The 23,455-nt window shown below is 56.8% G+C and carries 19 protein-coding genes and 1 pseudogene; 12 read left to right on the forward strand and 8 right to left on the reverse strand.

What is annotated here, in order from left to right; translation table 11 throughout:
• Positions 1–123, forward strand: a pseudogene (locus G6L28_RS23200) (IS110 family transposase); the annotation flags it as partial.
• Positions 124–172: 49 nt separating this feature from the next.
• Here G6L28_RS23200 and der read toward each other — a convergent pair.
• From der to G6L28_RS10480, 3 genes are all read right to left on the reverse strand, one after another.
• Entirely contained in the window at positions 173–1,594 is a 1,422-nt protein-coding gene (gene der / locus G6L28_RS10470) for a ribosome biogenesis GTPase Der (protein WP_174063718.1), read from the reverse strand.
• 176 nt (positions 1,595–1,770) lie between these two features.
• The gene (locus G6L28_RS10475) at positions 1,771–2,442 is read right to left on the reverse strand and encodes a tetratricopeptide repeat protein (RefSeq protein ID WP_174063719.1); all 672 of its coding nucleotides are present in this window, start codon (positions 2,440–2,442) and stop codon (positions 1,771–1,773) included.
• A gap of 187 nt (positions 2,443–2,629) precedes the next feature.
• Entirely contained in the window at positions 2,630–3,214 is a 585-nt protein-coding gene (locus G6L28_RS10480; protein WP_174063720.1) for an NnrU family protein, read from the reverse strand.
• A gap of 137 nt (positions 3,215–3,351) precedes the next feature.
• On the opposite strand from G6L28_RS10480, the gene G6L28_RS10485 reads away from it, so the two are divergent.
• A complete protein-coding gene (locus G6L28_RS10485; RefSeq protein ID WP_174063721.1) occupies positions 3,352–4,344 on the forward strand; it encodes a polysaccharide deacetylase family protein in 993 nt (330 codons plus the stop codon).
• A gap of 203 nt (positions 4,345–4,547) precedes the next feature.
• Here the strand turns inward: G6L28_RS10485 and sbmA are convergent, their stop codons facing one another.
• From sbmA to glpK, 5 genes are all read right to left on the reverse strand, one after another.
• Positions 4,548–5,825 (reverse strand): peptide antibiotic transporter SbmA, encoded by a 1,278-nt coding sequence (sbmA, locus tag G6L28_RS10490; RefSeq protein WP_174063722.1) that lies wholly within the window; start codon positions 5,823–5,825, stop codon positions 4,548–4,550.
• A gap of 187 nt (positions 5,826–6,012) precedes the next feature.
• Positions 6,013–6,765, reverse strand: coding sequence for a type I methionyl aminopeptidase (gene map / locus G6L28_RS10495; RefSeq protein WP_174063723.1), 753 nt, complete (start codon positions 6,763–6,765; stop codon positions 6,013–6,015).
• A gap of 45 nt (positions 6,766–6,810) precedes the next feature.
• Entirely contained in the window at positions 6,811–7,872 is a 1,062-nt protein-coding gene (locus tag G6L28_RS10500; RefSeq protein WP_174063724.1) for an LLM class flavin-dependent oxidoreductase, read from the reverse strand.
• A 153-nt stretch (positions 7,873–8,025) separates the two neighbouring features.
• Positions 8,026–8,493 (reverse strand): SRPBCC family protein, encoded by a 468-nt coding sequence (locus G6L28_RS10505; RefSeq protein ID WP_174063725.1) that lies wholly within the window; start codon positions 8,491–8,493, stop codon positions 8,026–8,028.
• A gap of 67 nt (positions 8,494–8,560) precedes the next feature.
• Positions 8,561–10,054 carry a glycerol kinase GlpK gene (glpK, locus tag G6L28_RS10510; protein ID WP_174063726.1) on the reverse strand — a complete coding sequence of 498 codons (1,494 nt, stop codon included), beginning with the start codon at positions 10,052–10,054 and terminating at the stop codon, positions 8,561–8,563.
• A gap of 157 nt (positions 10,055–10,211) precedes the next feature.
• Here glpK and G6L28_RS10515 point away from each other — a divergent pair, with 157 nt between their 5' ends.
• The 10 genes from G6L28_RS10515 (at position 10,212) to G6L28_RS10560 (ending at position 23,454) form a co-directional block, all read left to right on the forward strand.
• A complete protein-coding gene (locus G6L28_RS10515) occupies positions 10,212–10,988 on the forward strand; it encodes a 3-hydroxybutyrate dehydrogenase (protein ID WP_174063727.1) in 777 nt (258 codons plus the stop codon).
• Between the two features lie 23 nt (positions 10,989–11,011).
• The gene (xdhA, locus tag G6L28_RS10520) at positions 11,012–12,481 is read left to right on the forward strand and encodes a xanthine dehydrogenase small subunit (RefSeq protein WP_174063728.1); all 1,470 of its coding nucleotides are present in this window, start codon (positions 11,012–11,014) and stop codon (positions 12,479–12,481) included.
• Between the two features lie 186 nt (positions 12,482–12,667).
• A complete protein-coding gene (gene xdhB, locus G6L28_RS10525; RefSeq protein WP_174063729.1) occupies positions 12,668–15,007 on the forward strand; it encodes a xanthine dehydrogenase molybdopterin binding subunit in 2,340 nt (779 codons plus the stop codon).
• A gap of 9 nt (positions 15,008–15,016) precedes the next feature.
• Complete coding sequence (gene xdhC / locus G6L28_RS10530; protein WP_174063730.1) at positions 15,017–15,850, forward strand: xanthine dehydrogenase accessory protein XdhC; 834 nt, start codon at positions 15,017–15,019, stop codon at positions 15,848–15,850.
• Positions 15,851–16,088: 238 nt separating this feature from the next.
• Positions 16,089–17,009 carry a LysR substrate-binding domain-containing protein gene (locus G6L28_RS10535; protein WP_174063731.1) on the forward strand — a complete coding sequence of 307 codons (921 nt, stop codon included), beginning with the start codon at positions 16,089–16,091 and terminating at the stop codon, positions 17,007–17,009.
• 150 nt (positions 17,010–17,159) lie between these two features.
• The gene (gene puuD / locus G6L28_RS10540; protein ID WP_174063732.1) at positions 17,160–18,407 is read left to right on the forward strand and encodes a urate hydroxylase PuuD; all 1,248 of its coding nucleotides are present in this window, start codon (positions 17,160–17,162) and stop codon (positions 18,405–18,407) included.
• Positions 18,404–19,714 carry a guanine deaminase gene (gene guaD / locus G6L28_RS10545; RefSeq protein ID WP_174063733.1) on the forward strand — a complete coding sequence of 437 codons (1,311 nt, stop codon included), beginning with the start codon at positions 18,404–18,406 and terminating at the stop codon, positions 19,712–19,714. Before puuD ends, guaD begins: the two co-directional genes overlap by 4 nt.
• 73 nt (positions 19,715–19,787) lie before the next feature.
• Positions 19,788–20,540 (forward strand): sulfite exporter TauE/SafE family protein, encoded by a 753-nt coding sequence (locus G6L28_RS10550; RefSeq protein WP_174063734.1) that lies wholly within the window; start codon positions 19,788–19,790, stop codon positions 20,538–20,540.
• Positions 20,541–20,617: 77 nt separating this feature from the next.
• Positions 20,618–21,760 (forward strand): alpha-hydroxy acid oxidase, encoded by a 1,143-nt coding sequence (locus tag G6L28_RS10555; protein ID WP_174063735.1) that lies wholly within the window; start codon positions 20,618–20,620, stop codon positions 21,758–21,760.
• A 428-nt stretch (positions 21,761–22,188) separates the two neighbouring features.
• Complete coding sequence (locus G6L28_RS10560; RefSeq protein WP_174063736.1) at positions 22,189–23,454, forward strand: D-alanyl-D-alanine carboxypeptidase; 1,266 nt, start codon at positions 22,189–22,191, stop codon at positions 23,452–23,454.
• Position 23,455 lies beyond the last annotated feature (1 nt).

Consider the following 23,455-nt stretch of genomic DNA (forward strand, 5'->3'; position numbering starts at 1 on the left):
CCTTTCTACAAACGCCTCATCGAAAACGGAAAACCACCCATCGTCGCAATCGCAGCAACCATGCGCAAAATCATCATAACCATCAACGCAAGGCTCAGAGAGGATTTAGCTCAACAGAGTTGATGACGTCGAGTGTGAGGCAAGTTTGTACCCCAGTCCGTGAACGCCGCCGTTACCGCTTCTTCGCCTTATGCTCGAACGGATTATCCGAACCACGATAATGCACGCGGATCGGCACGCCAGGCATGTCGAAATCCTTGCGCAGGCCGTTTACCAGATAGCGCGTGTAGGATTCCGGGATCGCTTCAGGCCGGGTGCAGGAAATCATGAAGGCAGGCGGGCGGGCCTTGACCTGCGTCATGTATTTCAGGCGCAGACGGCGACCGGAGACGGCCGGTGGCGGGTGCTGCGTGACCTGCATATCCAGCCACTTGTTGAGCTTGGCAGTAGAAATACGGCGGTTCCAGATCTTGTCCGTGTCGATGATGTTCTGCATCAGGCGATCGAGGCCGTAACCGGTCTGGCCGGAAATCGGAACGGCGCGTATGCCGCGTGCCTGCGGAAGCAGACGCTCTGTCTTCTCACGCAGATCGGCGAGAAACGCCTGCGGATCTTCCACCAAATCCCACTTGTTGAAGGCCAGCACGGCGGCGCGGCCTTCGCGGATGACCAGATCCACAAGCTGTAGATCCTGCTTCTCGAATGGAATGGTGCTATCGAAGACGATCACCACCGTTTCCGCAAAGCGGATGGAGCGCAGCGAATCTGCAACCGAAAGCTTTTCCAGCTTCTCCGTCACTCTTGCCTTGCGGCGCATACCCGCCGTATCGAACATTTTGATGGTGCGGCCGCGCCAGTCCCATTCCACCGAAATACTGTCGCGGGTGATTCCCGCTTCCGGGCCGGTCAGCAGACGGTCTTCACCGAGGAAGCGGTTGATAAGCGTGGACTTTCCTGCATTCGGGCGACCGATAATGGCGACGCGCAGCGGCTTGGTCTCGTCATAGACCGGCTCTTCATCCTCATCATCCACGTCGTCGCGCACGGAAATGTCGGTTTCGGCCTCATCGAAATCGTCTTCCGGCGGGAAGGCCACGTCTTCGCCGATGGCAGCGACGATGGCATCGCGCAGATCGATCATGCCCTGACCATGCTCGGCGGAAATCGGGCAAGGCTCGCCAAGGCCGAGCGTATAGGCATCGTAAAAGCCGCCATCCGAACCCTTGGCTTCGGATTTGTTAGCCACCAGCACCACAGGCTTGCCGCGACGGCGCAGCATCTCGCCGAGCGTTTCATCGGCAGGCGTCAGGCCGTATTTTGCGTCTACGACGAACAACGTCAAATCGGCCTCTTCGATGGCCTCTTCCGTCTGCGCCCACATGCGGCCCTGAAGCGTTTCCGGACCGGACTGCTCAAGACCGGCGGTATCGATGATGGTGAAACGCAGGTCCACGAGCTTCGCGTCGCCCGGACGGCGATCTCGGGTCACGCCCGGCGTATCATCCACAAGCGCCAGCTTCTTGCCAACCAGACGGTTGAACAGCGTGGACTTGCCGACATTGGGACGCCCGACGATGGCGACGGTGAAACTCATTGAAAATCCTAATCTAAACTTTTGCGCAAACGCACAGTCTATTCAAGAATTGCTACTGGTCTGGCGAAAATGATATTTTCGGGAACCGGAGCGCAGCGTACTTAAAGTACGTGAGCCTAGGTAAGCGCAGAAATTGCCATTTACAGCCGGCCAGCGGCGATTATTGGGTAGACTGTTTACGATGCCTTGCCGGTTGCGGCAATATTATCCAGCATGATCTGTGCGCGGTTGGCGACATTGCGTGGCGCCTGAACATCACCGGTGATCTGTTCGAACCACTGCTTGGCCTGCGCAAAGTTGCCTGCCTTATACGCAGCAAGACCGAGCGCTTCGCGTGCAGAATTGCGCATAGCCTGACCTTCGCTGGTCAGCGCTTCGGCTTGAGCCGAAACCTGCTCGTAAGTGCCGTTGTCTACCAGCAGCCAGGCTGCACGAACCTTCGCCGTGTCGCGGAAGACCTGCGGCGCGCTGGTGTCATTGCCGATATTGGTAAAGGCGGCAATTGCGCCAGCGGCATCGCCCTTTTGCGCCAGGAGCGTGGCCGAGCGGAACTTCGCGAGGACCGGGTAAGAGCCGTGGCCCGATGTCTCAAGCTCGGAAAGCGCCTTCAATGCCTCATCCTGCTTACCTTCGGCCGCCAGCGTCAGCGCGCCTGCAAACTGATCGCCGGAATTGGAGGCGCGATTGCTGCTCCAATATTCATAGATACCCGCACCTGCCGCGCCAAGCACGATCAGGATCGCAGCACCGATGACGACAATGCCGTAACGCCCCCAGAAATTGCTCAGTTGCTCGGAGCGAATCTGCTCGTTCACTTCGCGGATGAAGGTTTCATTCTCGTTCGCCATCAAATTCTCCATTATCCGCATCGATCGATTTGTTTCGACCGTCATGCGGACATGCCAAAGCGCTTGCGGGGTTGGCAAAACAAGGCCAGCCACCTTTATTGCTCGGCCTTCTAGCGTATTTTCGTTGTTATGTAAGGGGGAAAGAGCGCCTCCCCTGGCATTAGCAGATCAAAAAGACCTGATTTACTTACATCGGCAACGGTTGAACCCCGATCAACCATTCATGCAGCTTCCAGATGAAGGCGGACCAAAGCAGAACTCCCAGTACGATCGCGCCAAAATCATTTCGGGAAGATACGAAAGGCCGAAGAGCAAGTTGTCCCGCTCTCTGCTGCCGCTTCAGGAAAATACGCATCACCACGCCCCACGCGAGAAACGAGGCAAAAAGGATGACGGACGAGGTCTCGCCGTTGGCGAGAAGATGCGAAAATGCCCAGATTTTCAAAGAGAGAACCAGAGGATGTTTGGTCTTGGTCGCAATATGGCCAGCAGGAAGGATGCTGGCGGCAAGACAGATCATTGCGATCAGCATCAACGTCAGTGCAATATGGCTCATCCAGACAGGCGGATAGTAAAGCATGTCCGTGACCTGCCGCGCCTGCCCAAAAGCATAGGCAACGAAAGCGATTGAGAGGATGCTGACCACGGAATAGATGCCCTTGAACAGCCCTTCGCCCAAGCGGCTGATCAAATCTGAACGGAAGCCGGGAGCAATGAGACGCAGCGAATGCGTGGCGAAGAAAATGATGAGGGACACGACGAGCAAGAGCATGAAGGCTTCCTTTGCCGGAAAACGATAGTTCAGTGCATCTTGGATTATGGCGAAAAGGCAAAAAATGCCAGCCAAATCAAAGCTTCGCCGTAATCGACCGGCAAAAGGCCGCTTTTGAAATTTTACGTGGTCACTGAATGTTGCGTCCCCTCGTCCCCCTTTTGCTTTCCATAGCCACGGCAACGGCGGCGTTCGCGCAGCCGGTCCAGCCAGATGAAAAGCCGAAGCAGCTCGTGCTGGTGTCTTTCGATGGCGCGGGCGACAATGCGCTGTGGGCGCGAAGCCGCGCAACGGCGAAGGAAGTGGGTGCACATTTCACATACTTTCTCGCTTGCACGCTGATCATGGACCGCAAGACCAGTTCCAAGACCTATCAGGGACCGGGGCAGAAGATCGGCCGTTCCAACGTCGGTTTCGGGCAGTCGGTGGAAGAGGTGGAAACGCGGCTGCGCAATATCTGGGAAGCCAAACAGGAAGGCCACGAGATTGCCAATCACACCTGCGGCCATTTCGATGGCGGCGAGTGGACCGAGGATCAATGGGACGCCGAATTCACCGCGTTCACCAGCGCCATGGAAAATGCCTGGTCGATGATCGGCAAAAAGGTCGAGGAGCCGCAGGGCTGGCGCGAATTCGTGCACGGCATCAACGGCTTTCGCGCACCCTATCTCTCACAAAGCGATGCGCTGACAGCGGCGCAAAAGAAGCACGGCTTTGCCTTCGACGCGACCAGCATCACCAAAGGTCCGGCGTGGCCGGTGCGAAAAAACGGGATAGAGCATTTCGGCCTGCCGCTTATTCCCGAAGGCCCGAATAACCGTCCTATCATTGCGATGGATTATAATCTCTTCGTGCGCCACTCCATGGCCATCGAAACACCCGCGAAATCCGCCGAGTTCGAAGACCGCGCCTACACCGCCTTCCGCGCCGCCTTCGACAAGCAATACAACGGCGAACGCATTCCGCTTCAGCTCGGCTTTCACTTCGTGAAGATGAACGGCGGCGCGTATTGGAACGCCTACGAGCGCCTGCTACGCGAAGTTTGTAAGAAAGAAGATGTCGCCTGTGTCAGCTATGAAGAGGCGATGCCGATGATCGAGGCGCGACGGAAGGAAAAGTCTGAGGGGTGAGGGCTTTGCTCAGTGCGAACAATCTCGTAAATCAACGGATTAGTAGCATTTCATCGTACAAAAAAATGCGGAAATGTCTGGCGAAGCCCAGCTTGTCGTTATGCTCGGACCCATCCCGAGCATCCGCAACGTCTCAAATATTTCAACTTGGTTAGATCCTCGGCACAAGGCCGAGGATGACGGAGAAGAGGTTTTCGCCCCGATTACGTAGGTTTGTTCGCAGCCAGTTCACCATCTTCCGCTTCACGCTTCAGATAGCGCTGATCGATTTCCGGCAGCGGCTTGTCGTCGATGGCTGCTTCGAAAGCTTTGAGGCGCTTATAGATGGATAGAAGTTCAACGATCGTAGTCCATGAATTGATGAGGTACTGGAACGAACCTCGCACCTGATCGAAGACGTTACCGATCTGCGTGAATACGCCAAGAGTAACTTTGCCTGCTGCAATAGAGGGGATAAGTACGATCAAGCTGTAAAGGTTATCCGCTTGCAGATAAAAAATACGGGCGACATTGAAGTACATGTAATGGAAATACAGGCGGAAGTAATTTTTGCGAACTTTTGCAAATAATTCTGCGACAGTTATCGGATCCGCCCTGTCGTCATGGTCTTCGCCGTAAACCAGTTCTTTTCGATAGGCAGCTTCGACACGCTGATTGCGGAATTCAAGGCCTGGAAGCTTGATACCGACCAAGGCAAGAAAGCCCGTACCGAACAAAGACCAAACAACGGCGGCCCAAACGAGAGCATGGGGAATTTCGCCAACGATCGGAAGCTCGGTAATCGTTTCTGAGAAAGTAAATAGCACAGGCAGAAAAGCGATAAGCGTCATGATCGCTCTAACGAGCCCAACGCCCAAGCCTTCAACGGTGCTCGAAAATCGCATCGTATCTTCTTGAACACGCTGGGAGGCGCCTTCGATATGACGCAGGCGGTCCCAATTCGCCATGTAGAACTCGTTCATCGCCGTACGCCAACGGAAGATATAGTGGCTGACGAAGAAAAGATTGAGAACGCCAACCGTGATAGCGAAAAACAGAATACCTGTGACGCCGACTAGCCCCATATAGAGTTGCTCCGCCGTTACCGGAGCCGTTTTTGCGAGCGCTTGCTGGACGAGATCATAATACGGACCGTACCATGCATTCATCGCAACGCTGACCTGAACCGAAAAATACGTAGCGAAAATAATCAGTGCAGAGCCCAGTATCGACCAGTTCTGCCACCTGTGCGGGCTGAATGCGAACCAGAAAGCGGCGAATAGACCAACTGCCACTATATAAAACAGATAAAACCAGAGAAACGGCGGAGACCAGAACACTGATACCCCGATGATAGGCGCCTGCCCTTCCGGTAAAGACGGAATGCCTAGAGATGACCCCCAGTCCTTTGCACCGGCATACCACAACCCAATCATGAGCAACGACCAGACTAGGGCAGAGGTAAAAAACAGCTTGGGTTTTGGGAAAAAGGAATGAAACACGTTTCGAACTCTCGCGAGTTTGGAGATCAGCCATTATTGGCGAAGCACTTTGGTCGCGAAACTAGGCCAGAAATTTGTCCACGGCAACGCGGCAAACACTATCTTACGAAGATGTAAGATAGTGGAGCGTCTCCGCTACTGCATATGCCAAAGTGTTACTTAAGCACTGACGAAAATCCGGTGGAGATTATTCCGCAAGCGTGAGGATCAGCGGTCCGTTCTTGGTGGCCACCACCGTGTGTTCGAATTGGACCGTAGGAGCGCTTGGGTCGCTGAAGAGTGTCCAGGGGTCGTCATCGCCGTCTTCGGCCCAATAGGCACCCATGGATAAAAACGGTTCTACGGTGAAGACCATACCGTCGGTCATGACGCGGGTTTCATCCTTGTCCGGCCAGGTGGCGAGCTCCGTCGGCTCTTCGTGCAGGGAACGCCCGATGCCGTGGCTGGCGAGGTTGGTGATCAGCGTGTAGCGGTTCTTCTTGGCAAAAGCGCCGATGGAGTTGCCGATGTCGGCAAGCGGACGACCGGCCTTCACCTGTTGCAAGCCCGTCCACATCGCACGCTTGCCATCCCGGCAGAGACGTTCGATCTCCTTTTTCACCGGCGGCATGGCGAAGGACGAGCCGGTGTCACCGAAGAAACCGTCTTTTACGGCGGAGACATCGATATTGACGAGATCGCCCGCCTTGATGATGCGCGGGCCGGGAATGCCATGCGCCACTTCCTCATTGACGCTGATGCAGGTGGCACCCGGGAACTGGTAGCAGAATTCAGGCGCAGACTGCGCGCCGTTTCCCTCCAGCACCTTGCGACCGATATCGTCCAGCTCAGCGGTGGTGATCCCCGGCTCCAGCGCATTGGCCATGGTCTGCATCGCGACAGCGCAGATCCGGCCAATATCCTTGAGCTTGATGAGTTCTTCTTCCGTCGAGATAACCATTTCACGTCCATGTCTTCGGCAGAGGGCGAAAATAAAGCCCGGCAATCAAGCCGTCGCTTTCACCCTATCGGCACTGCCAGTCAATTCTTTTCTGACGATAGGAGCGACTTTGGTGCCGTAAAGCTCGATCCCGCGCATGATCTGGTCGTGCGGCATAAGCCCGATGGCCATTTGCAGAAGGAAGCGATCGTTCTTGAATACGCCATGGGCCTTGATGATCTTTTCCGCGACCAGTTCCGGCTCACCGAGGAAAAGATTGCCTTCTGGCCCACGCGCCATGTCGAAATGCGCACGGTTCGTTGGCCCCCAGCCGCGCTCACGGCCGATCCGGTCCATCACCGCCGCCTGCGGTCCATAGAACTGATCGGCGGCCTTGTCGGTCGTATCGGCAATGAAACCGTGGACGTTGATACTGGTCTTCTGCTTTTCCGCCGGTTGACCAGCGCGGCGAGCCGCCTCGCGATAAAGATCAAAAAGCGGCGCGAAACGTCGATACTCGCCGCCGATAATGGCAAGCGCCACCGGCAGACCCATGGCACCCGCACGAGCAACAGACTGCGGGGTTCCTCCGACAGCGATCCAAACGGGTAAAAGCTCCTGCAAGGGACGCGGATAGACGCCCCGGCCATTGATGGGCGGATGCTTGGTGCCGGACCATGTGACGATCTCGCTTTCACGAAGCGCCAGAAGAAGGTCGAGCTTTTCGGCGAAGAGTTCGTCGTAATCTTCAAGATTATAGCCGAATAGCGGATAGGATTCGATAAAGGAGCCGCGCCCCGCCATGATCTCCGCACGCCCGTTGGACAATAGGTCCACTGTGGCGAACTGCTGGAAAACCCGGATCGGATCATCTGAACTCAGCACGGAAACAGCGCTGGAAAGCCGGATGTTGTTTGTCTTTACGGCAGCCGCGGCAAGAACGGTGGAGGGCGAAGAGACCACATAGTCGGGCCGGTGATGTTCGCCAAGGCCGAACACGTCGAGGCCGACCTGATCGGCAAGCTCGATTTCTTCCAGCAAATCCTTGAGACGCCGCGCGCCTTCCTGCCCGAAGCCGTCAGCAGGTTTCGGATCGACATCCGCGAATGTATAGAGACCAAGTTCCATGCCCGCTCCTCGTTCAAAGACCGCATCGATTTTCTCAAATCGCCATGCGCAATTTAGAAAACTGAAATAGGTGCGCGAGGGTCGTGAAGCAAACTGAAAATCTGAAACGGATTGTTCGATAATTTCGATGGCAGCGGCGGAAAAGACTCCGGTTCAAATCTTTTGCAGAAGCGCCTCAAGTTGTTCCGCCGCAGCGGTCCAACCCTCCTCAAAGCCCATGTCCACATGGGTTTTCTTGTCGTCGGCGTTCCAGTGCAAGGCGCGGGCCGTATATTTGGTCTTCCCGTTTCCCGCATCTTCGAAGGTGATGTAGCCGGTCATGAAAGGCCGCTCGGCAGGAGCCCAGCCTTCGGTGAAAGCATCGGTAAAGACGATACGCTGGTTGGGCACGACATCCAGAAAAACGCCGAGGTTTTCGTAAATCTCGCCTGTCGGCGCATGCATGGTGGTATTGAATGCGCCACCGGGCCTTAGATCTATAACTGCATCTGACGTGGTGTAGGGTAAAGGTGCCCACCAGCTGACAAGTAAATCCGGATCGGTCCAGGCCCGAAACATCTTTTCCGGCGTTGCATCGACAATACGGCTAAGCGACAACTCATGTTCTGCTATGGATGGCATGTGCTGTTCCTCCCCTTGAACAGCACACACCATAGCGTATTTCATGAATTACTATAACTGGCGAATTTCAACTGGCGCTCAACGTGCGCCTTACAGCATTTTTCCAGCCTTTGATCTTCCGCGTCCGGGTTTCCTCATCCATCGTCGGCTCGAAACGGCGATCGCGCGACCAGGCCTCGGAAAACTCCTTCATGCTTGGCCAAACCCCTGCGCTGCTGCCAGCAAGCCATGCGGCACCGAGTGCCGTCGTCTCGAGGATTACGGGGCGGTCGACCGGCGCATCGATCAGATCGGAAAGGCGCTGCATCGTCCAGTCGGAGGCCACCATGCCGCCATCCACGCGCAAGACGGTATCGCAATCACCGTTCTTCCAATCTTTGTGCATGGCATCCAACAGATCGCCGGTCTGGTAGCAGACGGCCTCGAGTGCGGCGCGCGCAAACTCGGCTGGCCCCGTCCCCCGTGTCAGGCCGAACATTGCGCCACGCGCCTCGGCATCCCACCAGGGCGCACCGAGACCGACGAAAGCGGGAACGAGATAGACGTCCTGCCCCGGATCGGCCTTGTCGGCCAAAGCGCCCGTCTCAGGCGCGGAGCCGATGATCTTCAGGCCATCACGCAGCCACTGCACGGCGGCACCGGCCACGAAGATGGAACCCTCCAGCGCGTAATAGGACTTGCCATCGAGACGATAGGCAATCGTCGTCAACAGCCGGTTCTTGGAGCGAACGATGTCCTCACCCGTATTGAGCAGCGCAAAGCAGCCTGTTCCATAGGTTGACTTCAACATACCGGGCTCGAAGCAGGCCTGACCGATGACGGCGGCGTGCTGGTCTCCCGCTACGCCCAAGATCGGAATTTCCGCGCCGAACAGTTCCGCATCTGCCACGCCGAAGTCGGCGGCACAATCCAGCACTTCCGGCAGTACGGATTTAGGTACGTCGAGGATGTCGAGCAGTTCCTTGTCCCAGACGTTCTTTTCGATATTGAACATCAACGTGCGCGAGGCATTGGTCGCGTCCGTGACGAAGGACTTGCCGCCCGTTAGACGCCAGATCAGGAAGGTATCGACGGTGCCGAAGCAAAGCTCACCCTTTTCCGCCCGCTTGCGCGCGCCCTTCACGTTGGACAGGAGCCAGGAAAGCTTGGTACCGGAAAAATAAGGGTCCAGCAGCAGGCCGGTGCGCTTGGTGAAAAGCTTCTCGTGACCGGCCTTCTTCAGTTTGTCGCAATATTTTGCCGTGCGACGATCCTGCCAGACGATCGCATTGTGCAAGGGCTTACCGGTTTCACGATCCCACAGCAGCGTCGTTTCGCGCTGGTTGGTTATGCCGATGGCGGAAATATCGGAAGCCTTGAGATTTGCCTTTTCCAGCGCCTGTTTGATGGACCAGACGACGGTTTCCCAAATCTCCTCTGGGTCGTGTTCCACCCAGCCGGAATTCGGGAATATCTGCCTGAACTCTTTCTGCCCGGTCCCTGCCACCTTCATCGAGCCGTCAAAAACGATGGCGCGCGTCGATGTTGTACCCTGGTCGATGGCGAGAACGTAGCCGCCCATTTATTCCTCCCGAAAATCAGTTTGGCGCAACACAATATGCGGGAAGAACAAAGTCAACCCACTCTTGGCTGTGTATGTGAAATCCAATTGCCAGTTCCCCCGGTTTAAGCATAACTTGAAGTACGAGCCGTAGTGACGTTGGATAAAAGGGGAACGCATGCAGCGGACAGTGATCGTAACGGGATCGACCAGTGGTATAGGCTTGGGAATTGCGCAGGCCTTTGCCAACGACGGTTGTAACGTGATGCTGAACGGATTCGGCAACGAAGACGAAATCGAACATACACGGCTGCTGATGGAGGCAGAGAGCGGTACCCGCATTCTCTATCATCCAGCCGACATGACCAAGCCGGACGAAATCTTCGATCTCGTCAAGACCACGCATGAAAAGCTTGGCTCGGTCGATGTGCTGGTCAACAATGCAGGCGTTCAGCATGTGGCCCCGGTGGAGGAGTTTCCGCCGGAAAAATGGGACCAGATCATAGCCGTCAATCTGACGAGTTCGTTCCACACCATGCGCGCCGTGATACCGTTGATGAAAACTGCCGGAAAAGGCCGCATCATCAACATTTCATCTGCGCATGGGCTTGTCGCCTCACCGTTTAAATCCGCCTACGTTGCGGCAAAACATGGTATCATGGGACTGACGAAATCTGCCGCCCTCGAACTGGCCGAAACCGGCATAACCGTCAACGCCATCTGCCCCGGCTATGTGCTGACCTCGCTGGTAGAAAAGCAGATTCCGGATACGGCGAAAGCACGCGGCATCAGCGAGGAAGAGGTGAAAAACGACGTGTTGCTGAGGCTTCAGGCAACAAAGGAATTCGTCAGCCCCGCCGAGGTGGCGGCAACAGCAGTGTTTCTCGCAAGCGACGCAGCCAAGCAGATTACCGGAACGCATATCTCCATCGATGGCGGCTGGACCGCCCAATAAAGACAATGAAACGAAGGCAGTGCATGAAAGACGCAATCAGCTTCATCCTCAATAACGAGACCATCGTTCTGAAGGACTTCGGCCCTACGGAAACGCTGCTCGATTATCTGAGGCTGCGAAAGAGACTGACTGGAACCAAGGAAGGCTGCGCCGAAGGCGATTGCGGCGCATGCACGGTGCTGGTCGGTCGGCTTTTCGAGGGCTCGTTGCGTTACGAAACGGTCAATGCCTGCATCCGTTTTATGGGCTCGCTGCACGGTACGCATATAGTGACAGTGGAACATCTGGCGGGTAAGGACGGCGCGCTTCACCCGGTGCAGCAGGCCATGGTGGATTACCACGGCTCGCAATGCGGTTTTTGCACACCAGGCTTCGTCATGTCGCTTTACGGCTTATGGCTATCGCGTGAGAAACCTTCGCGCGCCGATATCGAAACGGCGCTGCAAGGCAATCTCTGTCGATGCACCGGCTACGAGCCCATCATCAAGGCAGCCGAGAGCGTGACCGTAGCCCGGCCCAGCACTCTGTTCGATCCGATCGAGCGCGACCGCGCCAGCATCATGTCTCGGCTATGGGCCATTCCCCTCAACGAGACGATCATTGTTTCCAAGGATGAATGTCGGACCATCGTCCCTGCCAGCCTATCGGATTTTGCGACCGTTTACGGTGCAGAACCGAAAGCCACCATCGTTGCGGGTTCGACAGATGTCGGCCTCTGGGTAACAAAGCAGATGCGGGCGCTGAACACGGTGATCTTCATCAGCCACCTGAGCGAGCTTCAATCGATCTCGGTGACGAATGACGTGATTTCCATCGGCGCTGGCACGACCTACGCGCAAGCTTTTGAAACGCTGGCAAAGCAGATTCCGGCGTTCGGACGGCTGATCGACCGGATCGGCGGCCAGCAGGTGCGCAACATGGGGACCATCGGCGGCAACATAGCCAACGGATCGCCCATCGGCGACACTCCGCCGCCGCTGATCGCGCTTGGCGCGACACTGACACTGCGCTCGGCATCTGGCAGCCGCTCTTTGCCGCTGGAAAAATTCTTTATCGAATATGGCAAGCAGGACCGCTTTTCCGGCGAATTCGTGGAGAAGATCGAGGTGCCACTTCCAGCGCCTGACAGCCAGTTTGCCATCTACAAGATCTCGAAACGCCGCGACGAGGACATCTCGGCGCTTTGCGCGGCCTATCATCTCACGCTCGCCGGGGACGGCACCGTGGAAGACATCCGCATCGCCTTTGGTGGCATGGCGGGAACGCCGAAGCGCGCGACAGCTCTGGAGGATGCTTTGCGGGGCAAAGCGTGGGACCAAGAGACTATCGATGCCGCACGCGACACAATCGACACCGATTTTCAACCACTGACCGACTGGCGCGCCACTGCCGAATACCGAATGCTGACGGCGAAGAACCTGCTGACGCGGTTCTTTCTGGAAACTTCGGGGAAGCCGCAGGAAATCAAGCGCTTTGCGCTTGAGGAGGCTTGATCATGATTGGCACAAACCCAACCTCCCTCATTCCTGTGCTTGTCACAGGAATCCAGTGCGACCAAGTCCTTGGTCGCGAAAGAACCCTTCACAGCGCAGACGCGCCTTGGCTGGATTCCTGTGACAAGCACAGGAATGAGGGCGTAGAGATGGCCGATACCCTTCGAGACGGAGGGGAGAACTGAAATGGACACCACCACATTCGACCGCCAGAAAACCGAAGTCGATGGCAAGATGCATGGGTCGCTTCGCCATGATTCAGCGCATAAGCATGTGACCGGGACTGCCGAATATATCGATGATATTCCAGAGCCCGCAGGCCTGATCCACGGCGCTCTGGGCCTCTCCGACCGCGCCCATGCCGAAATCCTCTCGATGGATTTGGCGGAGGTGGAAGCAACGCCTGGCGTGCTCTGGGTGATGACAGGTAAGGACGTTCCCGGCGAAAACGACGTATCATCAGGCGGTCGCCATGACGAGCCGCTCTTGGCGGAAAAGCTGGTGGAGTTTCACGGCCAGCCGATCTTCGCCGTCTTTGCCGAGACCCGCGACATTGCCCGCAAAGCAGCGCGCAGGGCAAAGATCACCTACAAGGACTTGCCCCACTTTACGGATATCGACACGTCGCTTGAAAATGGCGAGCCGCTGGTAACGCCTGGCATGGTGCTGCAACGTGGCGATGCTGGCGTGGAAATGGACGTCGCCCCGCGCCGCCTGACAGGCTCGATGCGCATCGGCGGACAGGAGCATTTTTACCTTGAAGGCCACATAGCCATGGCGGTGCCGGGCGAGGATGACGATGTAACGGTGTGGAGTTCCACCCAGCACCCAAGCGAAATCCAGCATATCGTCAGCCATATTCTTGAGATTCCCTCCAATGCGGTCACCGTCATGGTTCGCCGCATGGGCGGCGGCTTCGGCGGCAAGGAAACGCAGGGCAACCAGTTTGCAGCACTTTGCGCCATTGCGGCAAAGAAATTGAAGCGGGCCGTCAAAATCCGCCCCGACCGCGATGAGGACATGGTCGCCACCGGCAAGCGCCACGATTTCAAAGTCGATTACGAAGTCGGCTTCGATGAGGAAGGCCGCATTCATGCAGTGGATGCGACGTACGCAGCACGCTGCGGCTTCTCCTCGGACCTTTCTGGCCCGGTGACGGACCGTGCGCTGTTCCATGCCGATTCCAGCTATTTCTACCCGCATGTGAAACTGGCTTCCAAGCCGCTGAAAACGCATACGGTTTCCAACACCGCCTTCCGTGGCTTCGGTGGCCCGCAGGGCATGCTTGGCGCGGAACGCTTCATCGAGGAAATCGCCTATGCGGTGGGCAAGGACCCGCTCGAAATCCGAAAGTTGAATTTCTACGGCCAGACCGGCTCGGGCCGCACCACCACGCCCTATCATCAGGAAGTCGAAGACAACATAATCGCCCGCGTGGTAGATGAATTGGAAGCCTCCAGCGATTATCAGGCACGCCGTCAAGCCATCATCGAGTTCAACCGGACTAGCCCGATCCTGCGCAAGGGTATTGCGCTGACGCCGGTGAAATTCGGCATTTCCTTCACCATGACAGCCTTCAATCAGGCGGGGGCGCTACTGCATGTCTATAATGACGGCTCCATCCACCTGAACCATGGCGGGACGGAGATGGGCCAAGGTCTTTACACCAAGGTCGCGCAGGTCATAGCCGACACGTTTCAGGTGGATATCGGGCGGGTCAAAATCACCGCCACGACGACCGGCAAAGTGCCGAACACCTCGGCAACCGCCGCTTCTTCCGGCACCGATCTCAACGGCATGGCGGCGCTGGACGCGGCCCGACAGATCAAGGAACGTCTGATCAAATTTGCCGCTGAGAAGTGGGGTGTATCGGAAGAAGACGTCATCTTCCTTCCAAACCGGATCCGCATCGCCGGCGAGGAAATTTCGTTTAACGACCTGATCCGACAGGCTTATTTTGCGCGCGTGCAGCTTTCCGCCGCAGGCTTCTACAAAACACCGAAAATCCACTGGGATCGTGCAGCCGGTCGAGGTACACCCTTCTATTATTACGCCTATGGTGCATCCTGTTCGGAAGTCACCATCGATACGCTGACCGGCGAATATATGATGGAGCGCACCGATATCCTCCATGATGTCGGCAAATCGCTAAACCCGGCCATCGATATCGGTCAGATCGAAGGCGGTTTCGTGCAGGGCATGGGCTGGCTGACGACGGAGGAACTGTGGTGGGACGCGAAGGGACGGCTGCGCACTCACGCCCCCTCCACCTACAAAATCCCGCTGGCCTCCGACCGCCCGAAAATCTTCAACGTGAAGCTGGCGGAATGGGCCGAAAACGCCGAACCGACAATTGGCCGCTCCAAGGCGGTCGGCGAACCCCCCTTCATGCTCGCCATCTCGGTTCTGGAAGCCCTCTCCATGGCCATCGCCTCTGTCGCCGACTACAAGGTCTGCCCCCGCCTGGATGCACCGGCAACGCCGGAACGCGTGCTGATGGCTGTAGAGCGGTTGAAGAAGGTGTGAGGCAAGCAGATGCCTAAGTCGCTGGCGTCCTTCCTCGCCAATAGTGGCCTTGCAGTCCTCGTAGAGATCGAGGCGGTAAAGGGCTCGTCACCGAGAGAGACCGGAACCTTCATGCTGGTGTCCGCGACAAGCCTCTGGGAGACCATCGGCGGCGGGCAGTTTGAATATATGGCAATCGACCATGCCCGCGCCATGCTGGAAGGCAAGACCAGCATCGAGACGCTGGATATCCCGCTCGGCCCTGAGATCGGCCAGTGCTGCGGCGGGCGTATCTTATTGCGTTTTACCAAGGTAACGCAGGCTGTGGCGGATGCTCTCTCGGCGCGTCTGAAGCAGGCGGAAGAACATCAACCCGCCGTCTTCATTTTCGGTGCCGGGCACGTCGGCAAGGCCTTGGCGCAGGCGCTTTCGCTTTTGCCACTCTCCATCTCGGTCATCGAAACGCGCCGCGCCGAACTGGATGGATTGCCAGAAGGCGTTGCGGTGCAACTGACGGCCATGCCGGAAGCAATGGTGAAAGGCATTCCCCCCGGCGGTGCCGCCATCATCGTCACCCACGACCACGCGCTGGATTTCCTGATCGCCAAGGAAGCTCTATCGAGACACGACCTGTCTTATATTGGCATGATCGGCTCAAAAACCAAACGCGCGACATTCGCCAGCTGGCTCGCCCGAGAGGGCGGAACGACCAATCTCGAACATCTCACTCTGCCCATCGGCGGAAACCTCGTTAAAGACAAACGCCCAGCCGTCATAGCGGCCTTGGTGGCAGCCGAAGTGCTTCACGCAATGCATCGCTGCGACGCTCCCGCCCCGGCCCTTTCCCGTCCCGCCCATCCATGAAGCCGATATCACGCATGAGGTGATCGGACATATCCTCGTCCGGCGTGGCATCGGGGACTATCTGGGCGAGGATTTCGAACAGGCGCAGCAATGCGCCAAAGCGCGGCCACGCGCGCAACGATGCGGCACGCATGTGGGTTATCTCCAAAGTTCAGTTGATGACTGGAGATAGAAATACGCTTGTTTTTTGAAGAAAACCAATGAAACATGAGGCTGCATAAATAAAGAGAACTTATCCATGAAACTGTCGCGGAATTTCCCGCTGAATGCGTTACGGGTCTTCGAAAGCGCCGCCCGACATTTGAGCTTCACCAAGGCTGGTGACGAGCTGGGCATGAGCCAGACGGCGGTGAGCTACCAGATCAAGCTATTGGAAGATTTCGTGGGGGCCGCCCTTTTTCTTCGCAAACCAAGGCAGGTTATCCTCACCGAGACTGGCAGCAAACTCGCGCCGCGAGTATCGGAAGCTTTCGCTGCTCTTCGCAACGCCGTCGGGGACGCAAGACAGACGACAGGCGGCACGCTTTTCATTCACACCACGCCCACTTTCGCAGCGCGCTGGCTGTCTCGTCATCTCGGCGCTTTTCAGGTCGAAAATCCGGGGCTTGCGGTCCGTTTGGAAACCTCTCAGGAATTTGTCGACGTCAATCAGTTGGATGTCGACCTGGTCATCCGATCCGGAAACGGGAAATGGCCCGGACTGACGGCCCATCTTCTGATGAGCGGCGGCTTCACCCCTATGCTCAGTCCGGCATTGGCCGAAACCATCGGCGGCATCAACAAACCCGAAGATCTGCTCAAACTCCGTATTATCGATCCACAAGACCCTTGGTGGCGGCAATGGTTCAAAACGGCGGGCATCGATGATCCGCAGTTTCAGGACAGTCCCATCAGCCGCATTGGCGCACAAACATTCGAGGCGGCAGCGGCCATTGCGGGTCAAGGCGTCGCAATCCTCACACCTGAATTCTACAGGGATGAGGTCGCGCTGGGACGACTGATCCAGCCATTCGACATTTTGAGCTACGACGCGGCGAACTACTGGATCGCATACCCCGAAAGCCGCCGCAACTCCCTGAAGGTGAAGCTGTTTCGAGAATGGATATTCAAATTGATGCCAGACACCATTCGGTCTCGAAACTCGATATCAAGCAACTAGAAGCCACAGGACGTCTCCTCGGCGCGGTCAAAGAAAAAATACTGCTTGGATGCGACTTGTCTTAACAACAATATCGCCACGTTTTCGTCCTGCCCCCTTTTCTGACGGTCGAATTTTTCGCATTGTGCGATGCAAAGACAGGGGAACAGAATGTACGAATATGCCATTGCGTGGGAATGGATGGCTTTTGCCGTTCGCTGGCTGCACGTGATAACCGCCATTGCCTGGATCGGCTCATCCTTCTACTTCATTGCGCTCGATCTGGGTCTCGTCAAACGTGATCACCTTCCGGTCGGTGCCTATGGCGAGGAATGGCAGGTGCATGGCGGCGGGTTTTATCACATCCAGAAATATCTGGTTGCGCCCGCGCAGATGCCGGAACATCTGACGTGGTTCAAATGGGAAAGCTATGCCACGTGGCTCTCAGGCTTTGCCATGCTCTGCATCGTATATTACGGCGGAGCGGATCTGTTTCTGATCGACCATTCCGTGCTGGAATTGACGCAGTTTCAGGCTATCTGTCTGTCGCTCGCCTCGCTCGCCATCGGCTGGGTGTTTTACGATCTGATGTGCAAATCGCCTCTCGGCAATAATACCTGGGGTCTGATGGCCGTGCTGTATATCGCTTTGATCGCGATGGCATGGGGCTATACGCAGGTGTTTACCGGGCGAGCGGCCTTCCTGCATCTCGGCGCGTTTACCGCCACCATCATGTCGGCGAATGTCTTCATGATCATCATTCCCAACCAGAAGATCGTGGTGGCAGACCTGATTGCCGGGCGCACGCCCGACCCGAAATACGGGCGCATTGCCAAGCAGCGCTCGCTGCATAACAACTATCTGACGCTGCCCGTCATCTTTTTCATGTTGTCGAACCATTATCCGCTGGCATTCGGCACGCAGTTCAACTGGATCATCGCAGCACTCGTGTTCCTGATGGGCGTCACCATTCGCCACTGGTTCAACACCACCCATGCCCGCAAGGGCAGACCGACATGGACATGGCTGCTGACGGCGATCATCTTTATTGTCATCATGTGGCTTTCCACCGTGCCGAAGGTGCTGACGGGTGAAGAGCAGGCGCAGGCCGCCAAGCTTTCGCCAGCGCAGCAGCTGTTTACGGGCGATTTGCACTTCGCCAGCGCCCGCGATGTGGTGCAGAGCCGCTGCTCCATGTGCCATGCGGCGGAGCCGGTCTGGGAGGGCGTTCCCTTCACGCCGAAATCCGTGAAGCTGGAAACGGATTCGGAAATTGCCGCCCATGCGCGGGAAATCTATTTACAGGCGGGACGTTCCCATGCCATGCCCCCCGGCAACATCACAGCGATCACGCTGGCCGAACGCAAGGTGCTGACCGCATGGTATGAGAGCGCCGTTTCCCAGGGAAAGACAGAATGAGCATGCTGCTGCTGCGCGGACGCCTTTTGAGTTTCAACCGCGCACCCCTCTCCATCGATGATACGGCAAGCTATCTCTATATCGAAGATGGCGGCCTGCTGATCTCCGAGGGCAAGATCGCAGCAATCGGTGACTATGCCGATATCAAGGCGCAGGCACCGGAAGGCACCGAGGAGGCGGACCACCGCCCTCACCTAGTCGTGCCGGGCCTTATCGACATGCACCTGCATTTCCCGCAGATGCAGGTCATCGGTTCATACGCCGCCAATCTATTGGAGTGGTTGAATACCTACACATTCCCCGAGGAGTGCCGCTTCGTCGAAAGCGCCCATGCACAGCGTATAGCCACGCACTTCTACGACGAGTTGATCCGCCACGGCACCACCACGGCTGTCGCCTATTGCTCGGTGCACAAGACCTCCGCCGATGCCTTTTTTGCTGAAGCCATGAAGCGCAATATGCTGATGGTCGGTGGCAAGGTGATGATGGATCGCAACGCACCACAGGGCCTGCTCGACACGCCGGAGCTGGGCTATGACGAAACGCGACAGGTGATCGCAGACTGGCACGGCAGGGGCCGCAACCACGTAGCCATCACCCCGCGCTTCGCCATCACTTCCACGCCGAGGCAGATGGAAGCAGCGCAGGCGCTCGCACAGGAATTCCCCGATCTTTTCATCCAGACCCACCTTTCAGAAAATCTGGATGAAATAAAATATACGTGCGAACTCTATCACGAAGCCATCGACTACACCGATATCTATGTACGCTATGGCCTGATGGGCAAAAAGACCCTACTCGGCCACGCCATCCACCTGTCGGACCGCGAAGCGGACATCCTGTCCGAAACCGGCGCGGTTGCTGTGCATTGCCCCACCTCCAACCTCTTCATCGGCTCCGGACTCTTCCCCATGAAGAAGCTTCAGAGACGCGAAAAGCCGGTGCGCATTGCGGTCGCGACAGACATCGGCGGCGGTTCAAGCTATTCGATGCTGCGCACCATGGATGAAGCCTATAAAATCCAGCAGCTTCTGGGCGAAAGACTGAACCCGCTGGAAAGCTGGTATCTTATGACCCGCGGCAATGCCGAAGCGCTATCGATGGTCGATCAAATCGGCACGTTGGATGCTGGCACGGACGCCGATATCACCGTTCTCAACGCATCTTCCACGTCTGCCATGGCGCTCAAGATGGAAGTGGTGAACAGCCTGACGGAAGAGCTTTTCCTGATGCTGACGATGGGCGACGACCGGACGGTAGTGGAAACCTATGTGGCGGGTGCGGCGATGAAGAACGGATTGATGTAGTTCGGTCGTTGCCGTAGCATTACGATGTCACAGCCGTTAACCTGTTATGGGAATCGTAATGGATACGCCTTGAATGCTGACTACGGATATTGGCTTTCTGATTGCCATCACCGCCACCTTCATCCTTGCAGGCATTGTCAAAGGCGTCACCGGCATGGGGCTGCCTACCGTTGCGATGGGTGTGCTGGGCCTCTTCATGCCGCCCGTCGCAGCTGCGGCTCTTTTGATCCTGCCTTCCTTCGTCACCAATATCTGGCAGCTATTCTCCGGGCCGAGTTTCAAGGCTATCCTGTTGCGGCTGTGGCCGATGATGATCATGATTGTGCTGGGCACTTTGATCGGCATCCGCCTGATGACTGGCGGCGCAAGCCAGTGGGCGACGGCGGCACTTGGAGCGGCACTCGCCATCTACGCGGCCTACAGCCTGCTTGCTCCGCCACTTTCCGTTTCACAACGGTTGGAGAAATTTCTGTCTCCTGTCGTCGGCCTCATCACCGGGCTTTTGACGGGCGCAACCGGTGTGTTCGTTGTGCCTGCTGTTCCCTATATCCAGTCACTTGGTTTCGACCGCGATAATCTCGTACAGGCGCTTGGCCTGTCTTTCACGGTATCGACCATAGCACTGGCGCTCGGTCTCGCGTCGAATTCCGTGTTCCAGACACAGCAGCTGACACTTTCGGCGCTTGCCATCATCCCCGCACTTCTTGGCATGTGGGCGGGTCAGAAGATCAGAAGCCTCGTCACCCCTGCCACCTTTCGCCGATGGTTTTTGATCTGCCTGCTGCTGCTGGGTTGCGAGCTGTTTCTAAGGCCCTTTTGGAACTGAAAACAGTGCGTTTTTGATGTTGCAAATCGCGATTTCATGCTAATTGCCATCAACATTCAAATTTGAAGGCTTTATCCATGAGCAAAGTTCTGACGATTGCGGATTTGAAGAAACAGGCACAACGTCGTGTGCCGAAAATGTTCTTCGACTATGCAGACAGTGGAGCTTGGACCGAAGGCACGTATCGCGCCAACGAGGATGATTTTCAGAAGATAAAGCTGCGTCAGCGCGTGCTGGTGGACATGACGAACCGCTCGCTGGAAACCGAAATGATCGGCGAGAAGGTTTCGATGCCTGTGGCACTTTCTCCCACCGGCCTTACCGGCATGCAGCATGCCGACGGCGAAATGCTGGCGGCCAAGGCTGCGGAAGAATTCGGCGTACCCTTTACGCTCTCCACCATGAGCATCTGCTCCATCGAAGACGTCGCCTCGGTCACTTCAAGACCCTTCTGGTTTCAGCTTTATGTGATGAAGGACCGGGATTTCATCAACAACCTGATTGACCGCGCCAAGGCTGCGAAATGCTCGGCGCTGGTGCTGACGCTCGATCTGCAAATTCTTGGACAGCGCCATAAGGACTTGCGCAACGGTCTTTCCGCACCACCGAAGTTCACGCCAAAGCACATCTGGCAGATGGCGACGCGCCCGAAGTGGTGCCTGGACATGCTGCAAACCAAGCGCCGCAGCTTTGGCAACATTGTCGGCCACGCCAAGAATGTCTCTGATCTCTCTTCCCTCTCGTCCTGGACGGCAGAACAGTTCGATCCGCGCCTTTCCTGGAAGGATGTCGAGTGGATCAAGGAGCGCTGGGGCGGCAAGCTGATCCTGAAAGGTATTCTGGACGAAGAGGATGCCCGTGCGGCGGCAGATACGGGGGCTGACGCCATCATCGTGTCCAACCACGGCGGGCGTCAGTTGGACGGCGCGCTGTCCTCCATCGTCATGCTGCCGAAGATCGTTGACGCCGTGGGTGACAGGATCGAGGTTCATATGGATGGCGGCATTCGCTCAGGTCAGGATGTTCTCAAAGCTGTAGCACTCGGCGCCAAGGGCACCTATATCGGCCGCCCCTTCCTCTACGGCCTTGGCGCCAATGGAAAGCTGGGCGTGACGACGGCTCTTGAGATTATCCGCAAGGAGATGGATATCACCATGGCGCTCTGCGGAAAGCGCCTTATCACTGATGTCGACCGCAGCATTCTAGTGCAGAACGCCTGAATTGGGCTGGCAAATGCGCCATCATGGCCGAACGCTGGCCTCACAATGGCGTGAGGCTGGACAATAAATTTCAGCGCGTTAACCTTTTGCCGGACGCGCCATTTCGGCGCTTTTGAATAGCTTCTCGTCCCCAGAAACGTCCATCGAGATCTGCGCCTCTCGAAGCGAAAAGCGCGCAAACGCGGGCCTTCAGACCTGATGACCTCAATCCGATCAAGGAGACAGGAGAGCCTCCGCCTCTGATTTGCGAGCCGCCCTGTCGGCCTTAAATTTTCTCCAATTCCCAAATTCGACCCGTCACCAGTGGGGGTCGATTTTCATACTTAATTAAGCATGAAGGCAGTCTTTAAAGTTTTAGCGGTTTTGTCGCCTGAAAGTATCATTAGGTTGCAAGGCCTCGGTCAGCTCGTGCATACAAGGGGAAATTCATGTCGGTAGGGATCAGACGGGGAGCGGCTGGAGCGTGGGTTTTCGCTTTGGCGTTTTTCTGCGCGATCATCTCTTTCGGGGCAGAACAGGCCCAGGCGCGCTATGCCCATATTGTCATAGATGCGCATAACGGAAAAGTTCTGGATGCAGAGAACGCAGATACCAGCCGGTTTCCCGCGTCGTTGACGAAGATGATGACCCTCTACCTCACCTTCGAAGCGCTGCATAATGGCCGCCTGAGATGGGACCAGCGCATCACCATGTCCAAGAATGGCGCTTCCACCATCCCGTCCAAACTATGGGTACGAGCCGGAACGACTTTCACCGTGCGAGAGGCCGTCTATGGCATGATCGTCAAATCTGCGAACGACCTTGCCGAAGGCATGGGCGATCACCTCGGTGGCTCGGAAGCGAAATTTGCCCAGATGATGACGCGCAAGGCTCGCCAGCTTGGGATGTCGAGAACCACCTTCCGCAACGCTTCCGGCCTGCCGAACAAGTCTCAGGTGACGACGGCACGGGATATGGCGAGGCTCGGCATGGCGCTGCAGCGGGATTTTCCAAAAGAATACGCCATGTTCAACACAAGTTCCTTCAAGTTCAGGGGCAAGACGATCCGCGGCCATAACCGCCTTTTGAAGCGATACAACGGCGTGGATGGCATCAAGACAGGTTACACCAACGCATCCGGCTTCAATATCGTTACCGCATTGAACCACAATGGTCGCAGCGTGGTCGCCGTGGTCCTTGGTGGCAAGTCGTCCCGCGGCCGTGACGATCAGATCGTCAGGCTTCTCGACCGAACGCTGCCGAAAGCGACCAGAGGCCGTAGCAACGAAATGCTGGTCGCCAGCGCAAGCACCAGCCGCACATTCGACGTTCCTCCCGCCGTTGTCCCGCTGCCGATGTTTGCAAAGCGCCAAGACCCTGTTGCAAGGCAGATCGCATCTGCCAACGGCGTCACGGCAGACATGATACACACCTCTGCCGTTCGCCCGGCCATGGGCGCGCGCAGCATCTGGGAGGTGCAGATTGCCGCAACCGATTCTGAGAAGGCGGCGCTTTCAATGCTTAATACAGCCAAAGCTTCGATTGCATCCGGGTACGGGAGCATAGCGCCCTACACGGAAGCAGTCCGCAGCGGCGGCACCACCCTGTTCCGCGCCCGCTTTACCGGGTTCGACAATCAGGCAGACGCCCTTTCTGCGTGCAAGGACCTGAAAGCAAGATCCTATTCCTGCGTGGTCATGTCCAGCGAGGGTTAAC

The organism is Agrobacterium larrymoorei (genome assembly GCF_013322225.1).
In the GTDB taxonomy this organism is placed as follows: domain Bacteria; phylum Pseudomonadota; class Alphaproteobacteria; order Rhizobiales; family Rhizobiaceae; genus Agrobacterium; species Agrobacterium larrymoorei_A.

Coding starts and splice junctions, on each gene's coding strand:
- der (WP_174063718.1), bottom strand. CDS start 1,594: ATGAGTTTCACCGTCGCCATCGTCGGGCGTCCCAATGTCGGCAAGTCC.
- G6L28_RS10475 (WP_174063719.1), bottom strand. CDS start 2,442: ATGGCGAACGAGAATGAAACCTTCATCCGCGAAGTGAACGAGCAGATT.
- G6L28_RS10480 (WP_174063720.1), bottom strand. CDS start 3,214: ATGCTCTTGCTCGTCGTGTCCCTCATCATTTTCTTCGCCACGCATTCG.
- G6L28_RS10485 (WP_174063721.1), top strand. CDS start 3,352: ATGTTGCGTCCCCTCGTCCCCCTTTTGCTTTCCATAGCCACGGCAACG.
- map (WP_174063723.1), bottom strand. CDS start 6,765: ATGGTTATCTCGACGGAAGAAGAACTCATCAAGCTCAAGGATATTGGC.
- G6L28_RS10500 (WP_174063724.1), bottom strand. CDS start 7,872: ATGGAACTTGGTCTCTATACATTCGCGGATGTCGATCCGAAACCTGCT.
- G6L28_RS10505 (WP_174063725.1), bottom strand. CDS start 8,493: ATGCCATCCATAGCAGAACATGAGTTGTCGCTTAGCCGTATTGTCGAT.
- glpK (WP_174063726.1), bottom strand. CDS start 10,054: ATGGGCGGCTACGTTCTCGCCATCGACCAGGGTACAACATCGACGCGC.
- G6L28_RS10515 (WP_174063727.1), top strand. CDS start 10,212: ATGCAGCGGACAGTGATCGTAACGGGATCGACCAGTGGTATAGGCTTG.
- xdhA (WP_174063728.1), top strand. CDS start 11,012: ATGAAAGACGCAATCAGCTTCATCCTCAATAACGAGACCATCGTTCTG.
- xdhB (WP_174063729.1), top strand. CDS start 12,668: ATGGACACCACCACATTCGACCGCCAGAAAACCGAAGTCGATGGCAAG.
- xdhC (WP_174063730.1), top strand. CDS start 15,017: ATGCCTAAGTCGCTGGCGTCCTTCCTCGCCAATAGTGGCCTTGCAGTC.
- G6L28_RS10535 (WP_174063731.1), top strand. CDS start 16,089: ATGAAACTGTCGCGGAATTTCCCGCTGAATGCGTTACGGGTCTTCGAA.
- puuD (WP_174063732.1), top strand. CDS start 17,160: ATGTACGAATATGCCATTGCGTGGGAATGGATGGCTTTTGCCGTTCGC.
- guaD (WP_174063733.1), top strand. CDS start 18,404: ATGAGCATGCTGCTGCTGCGCGGACGCCTTTTGAGTTTCAACCGCGCA.
- G6L28_RS10550 (WP_174063734.1), top strand. CDS start 19,788: ATGCTGACTACGGATATTGGCTTTCTGATTGCCATCACCGCCACCTTC.
- G6L28_RS10555 (WP_174063735.1), top strand. CDS start 20,618: ATGAGCAAAGTTCTGACGATTGCGGATTTGAAGAAACAGGCACAACGT.
- G6L28_RS10560 (WP_174063736.1), top strand. CDS start 22,189: ATGTCGGTAGGGATCAGACGGGGAGCGGCTGGAGCGTGGGTTTTCGCT.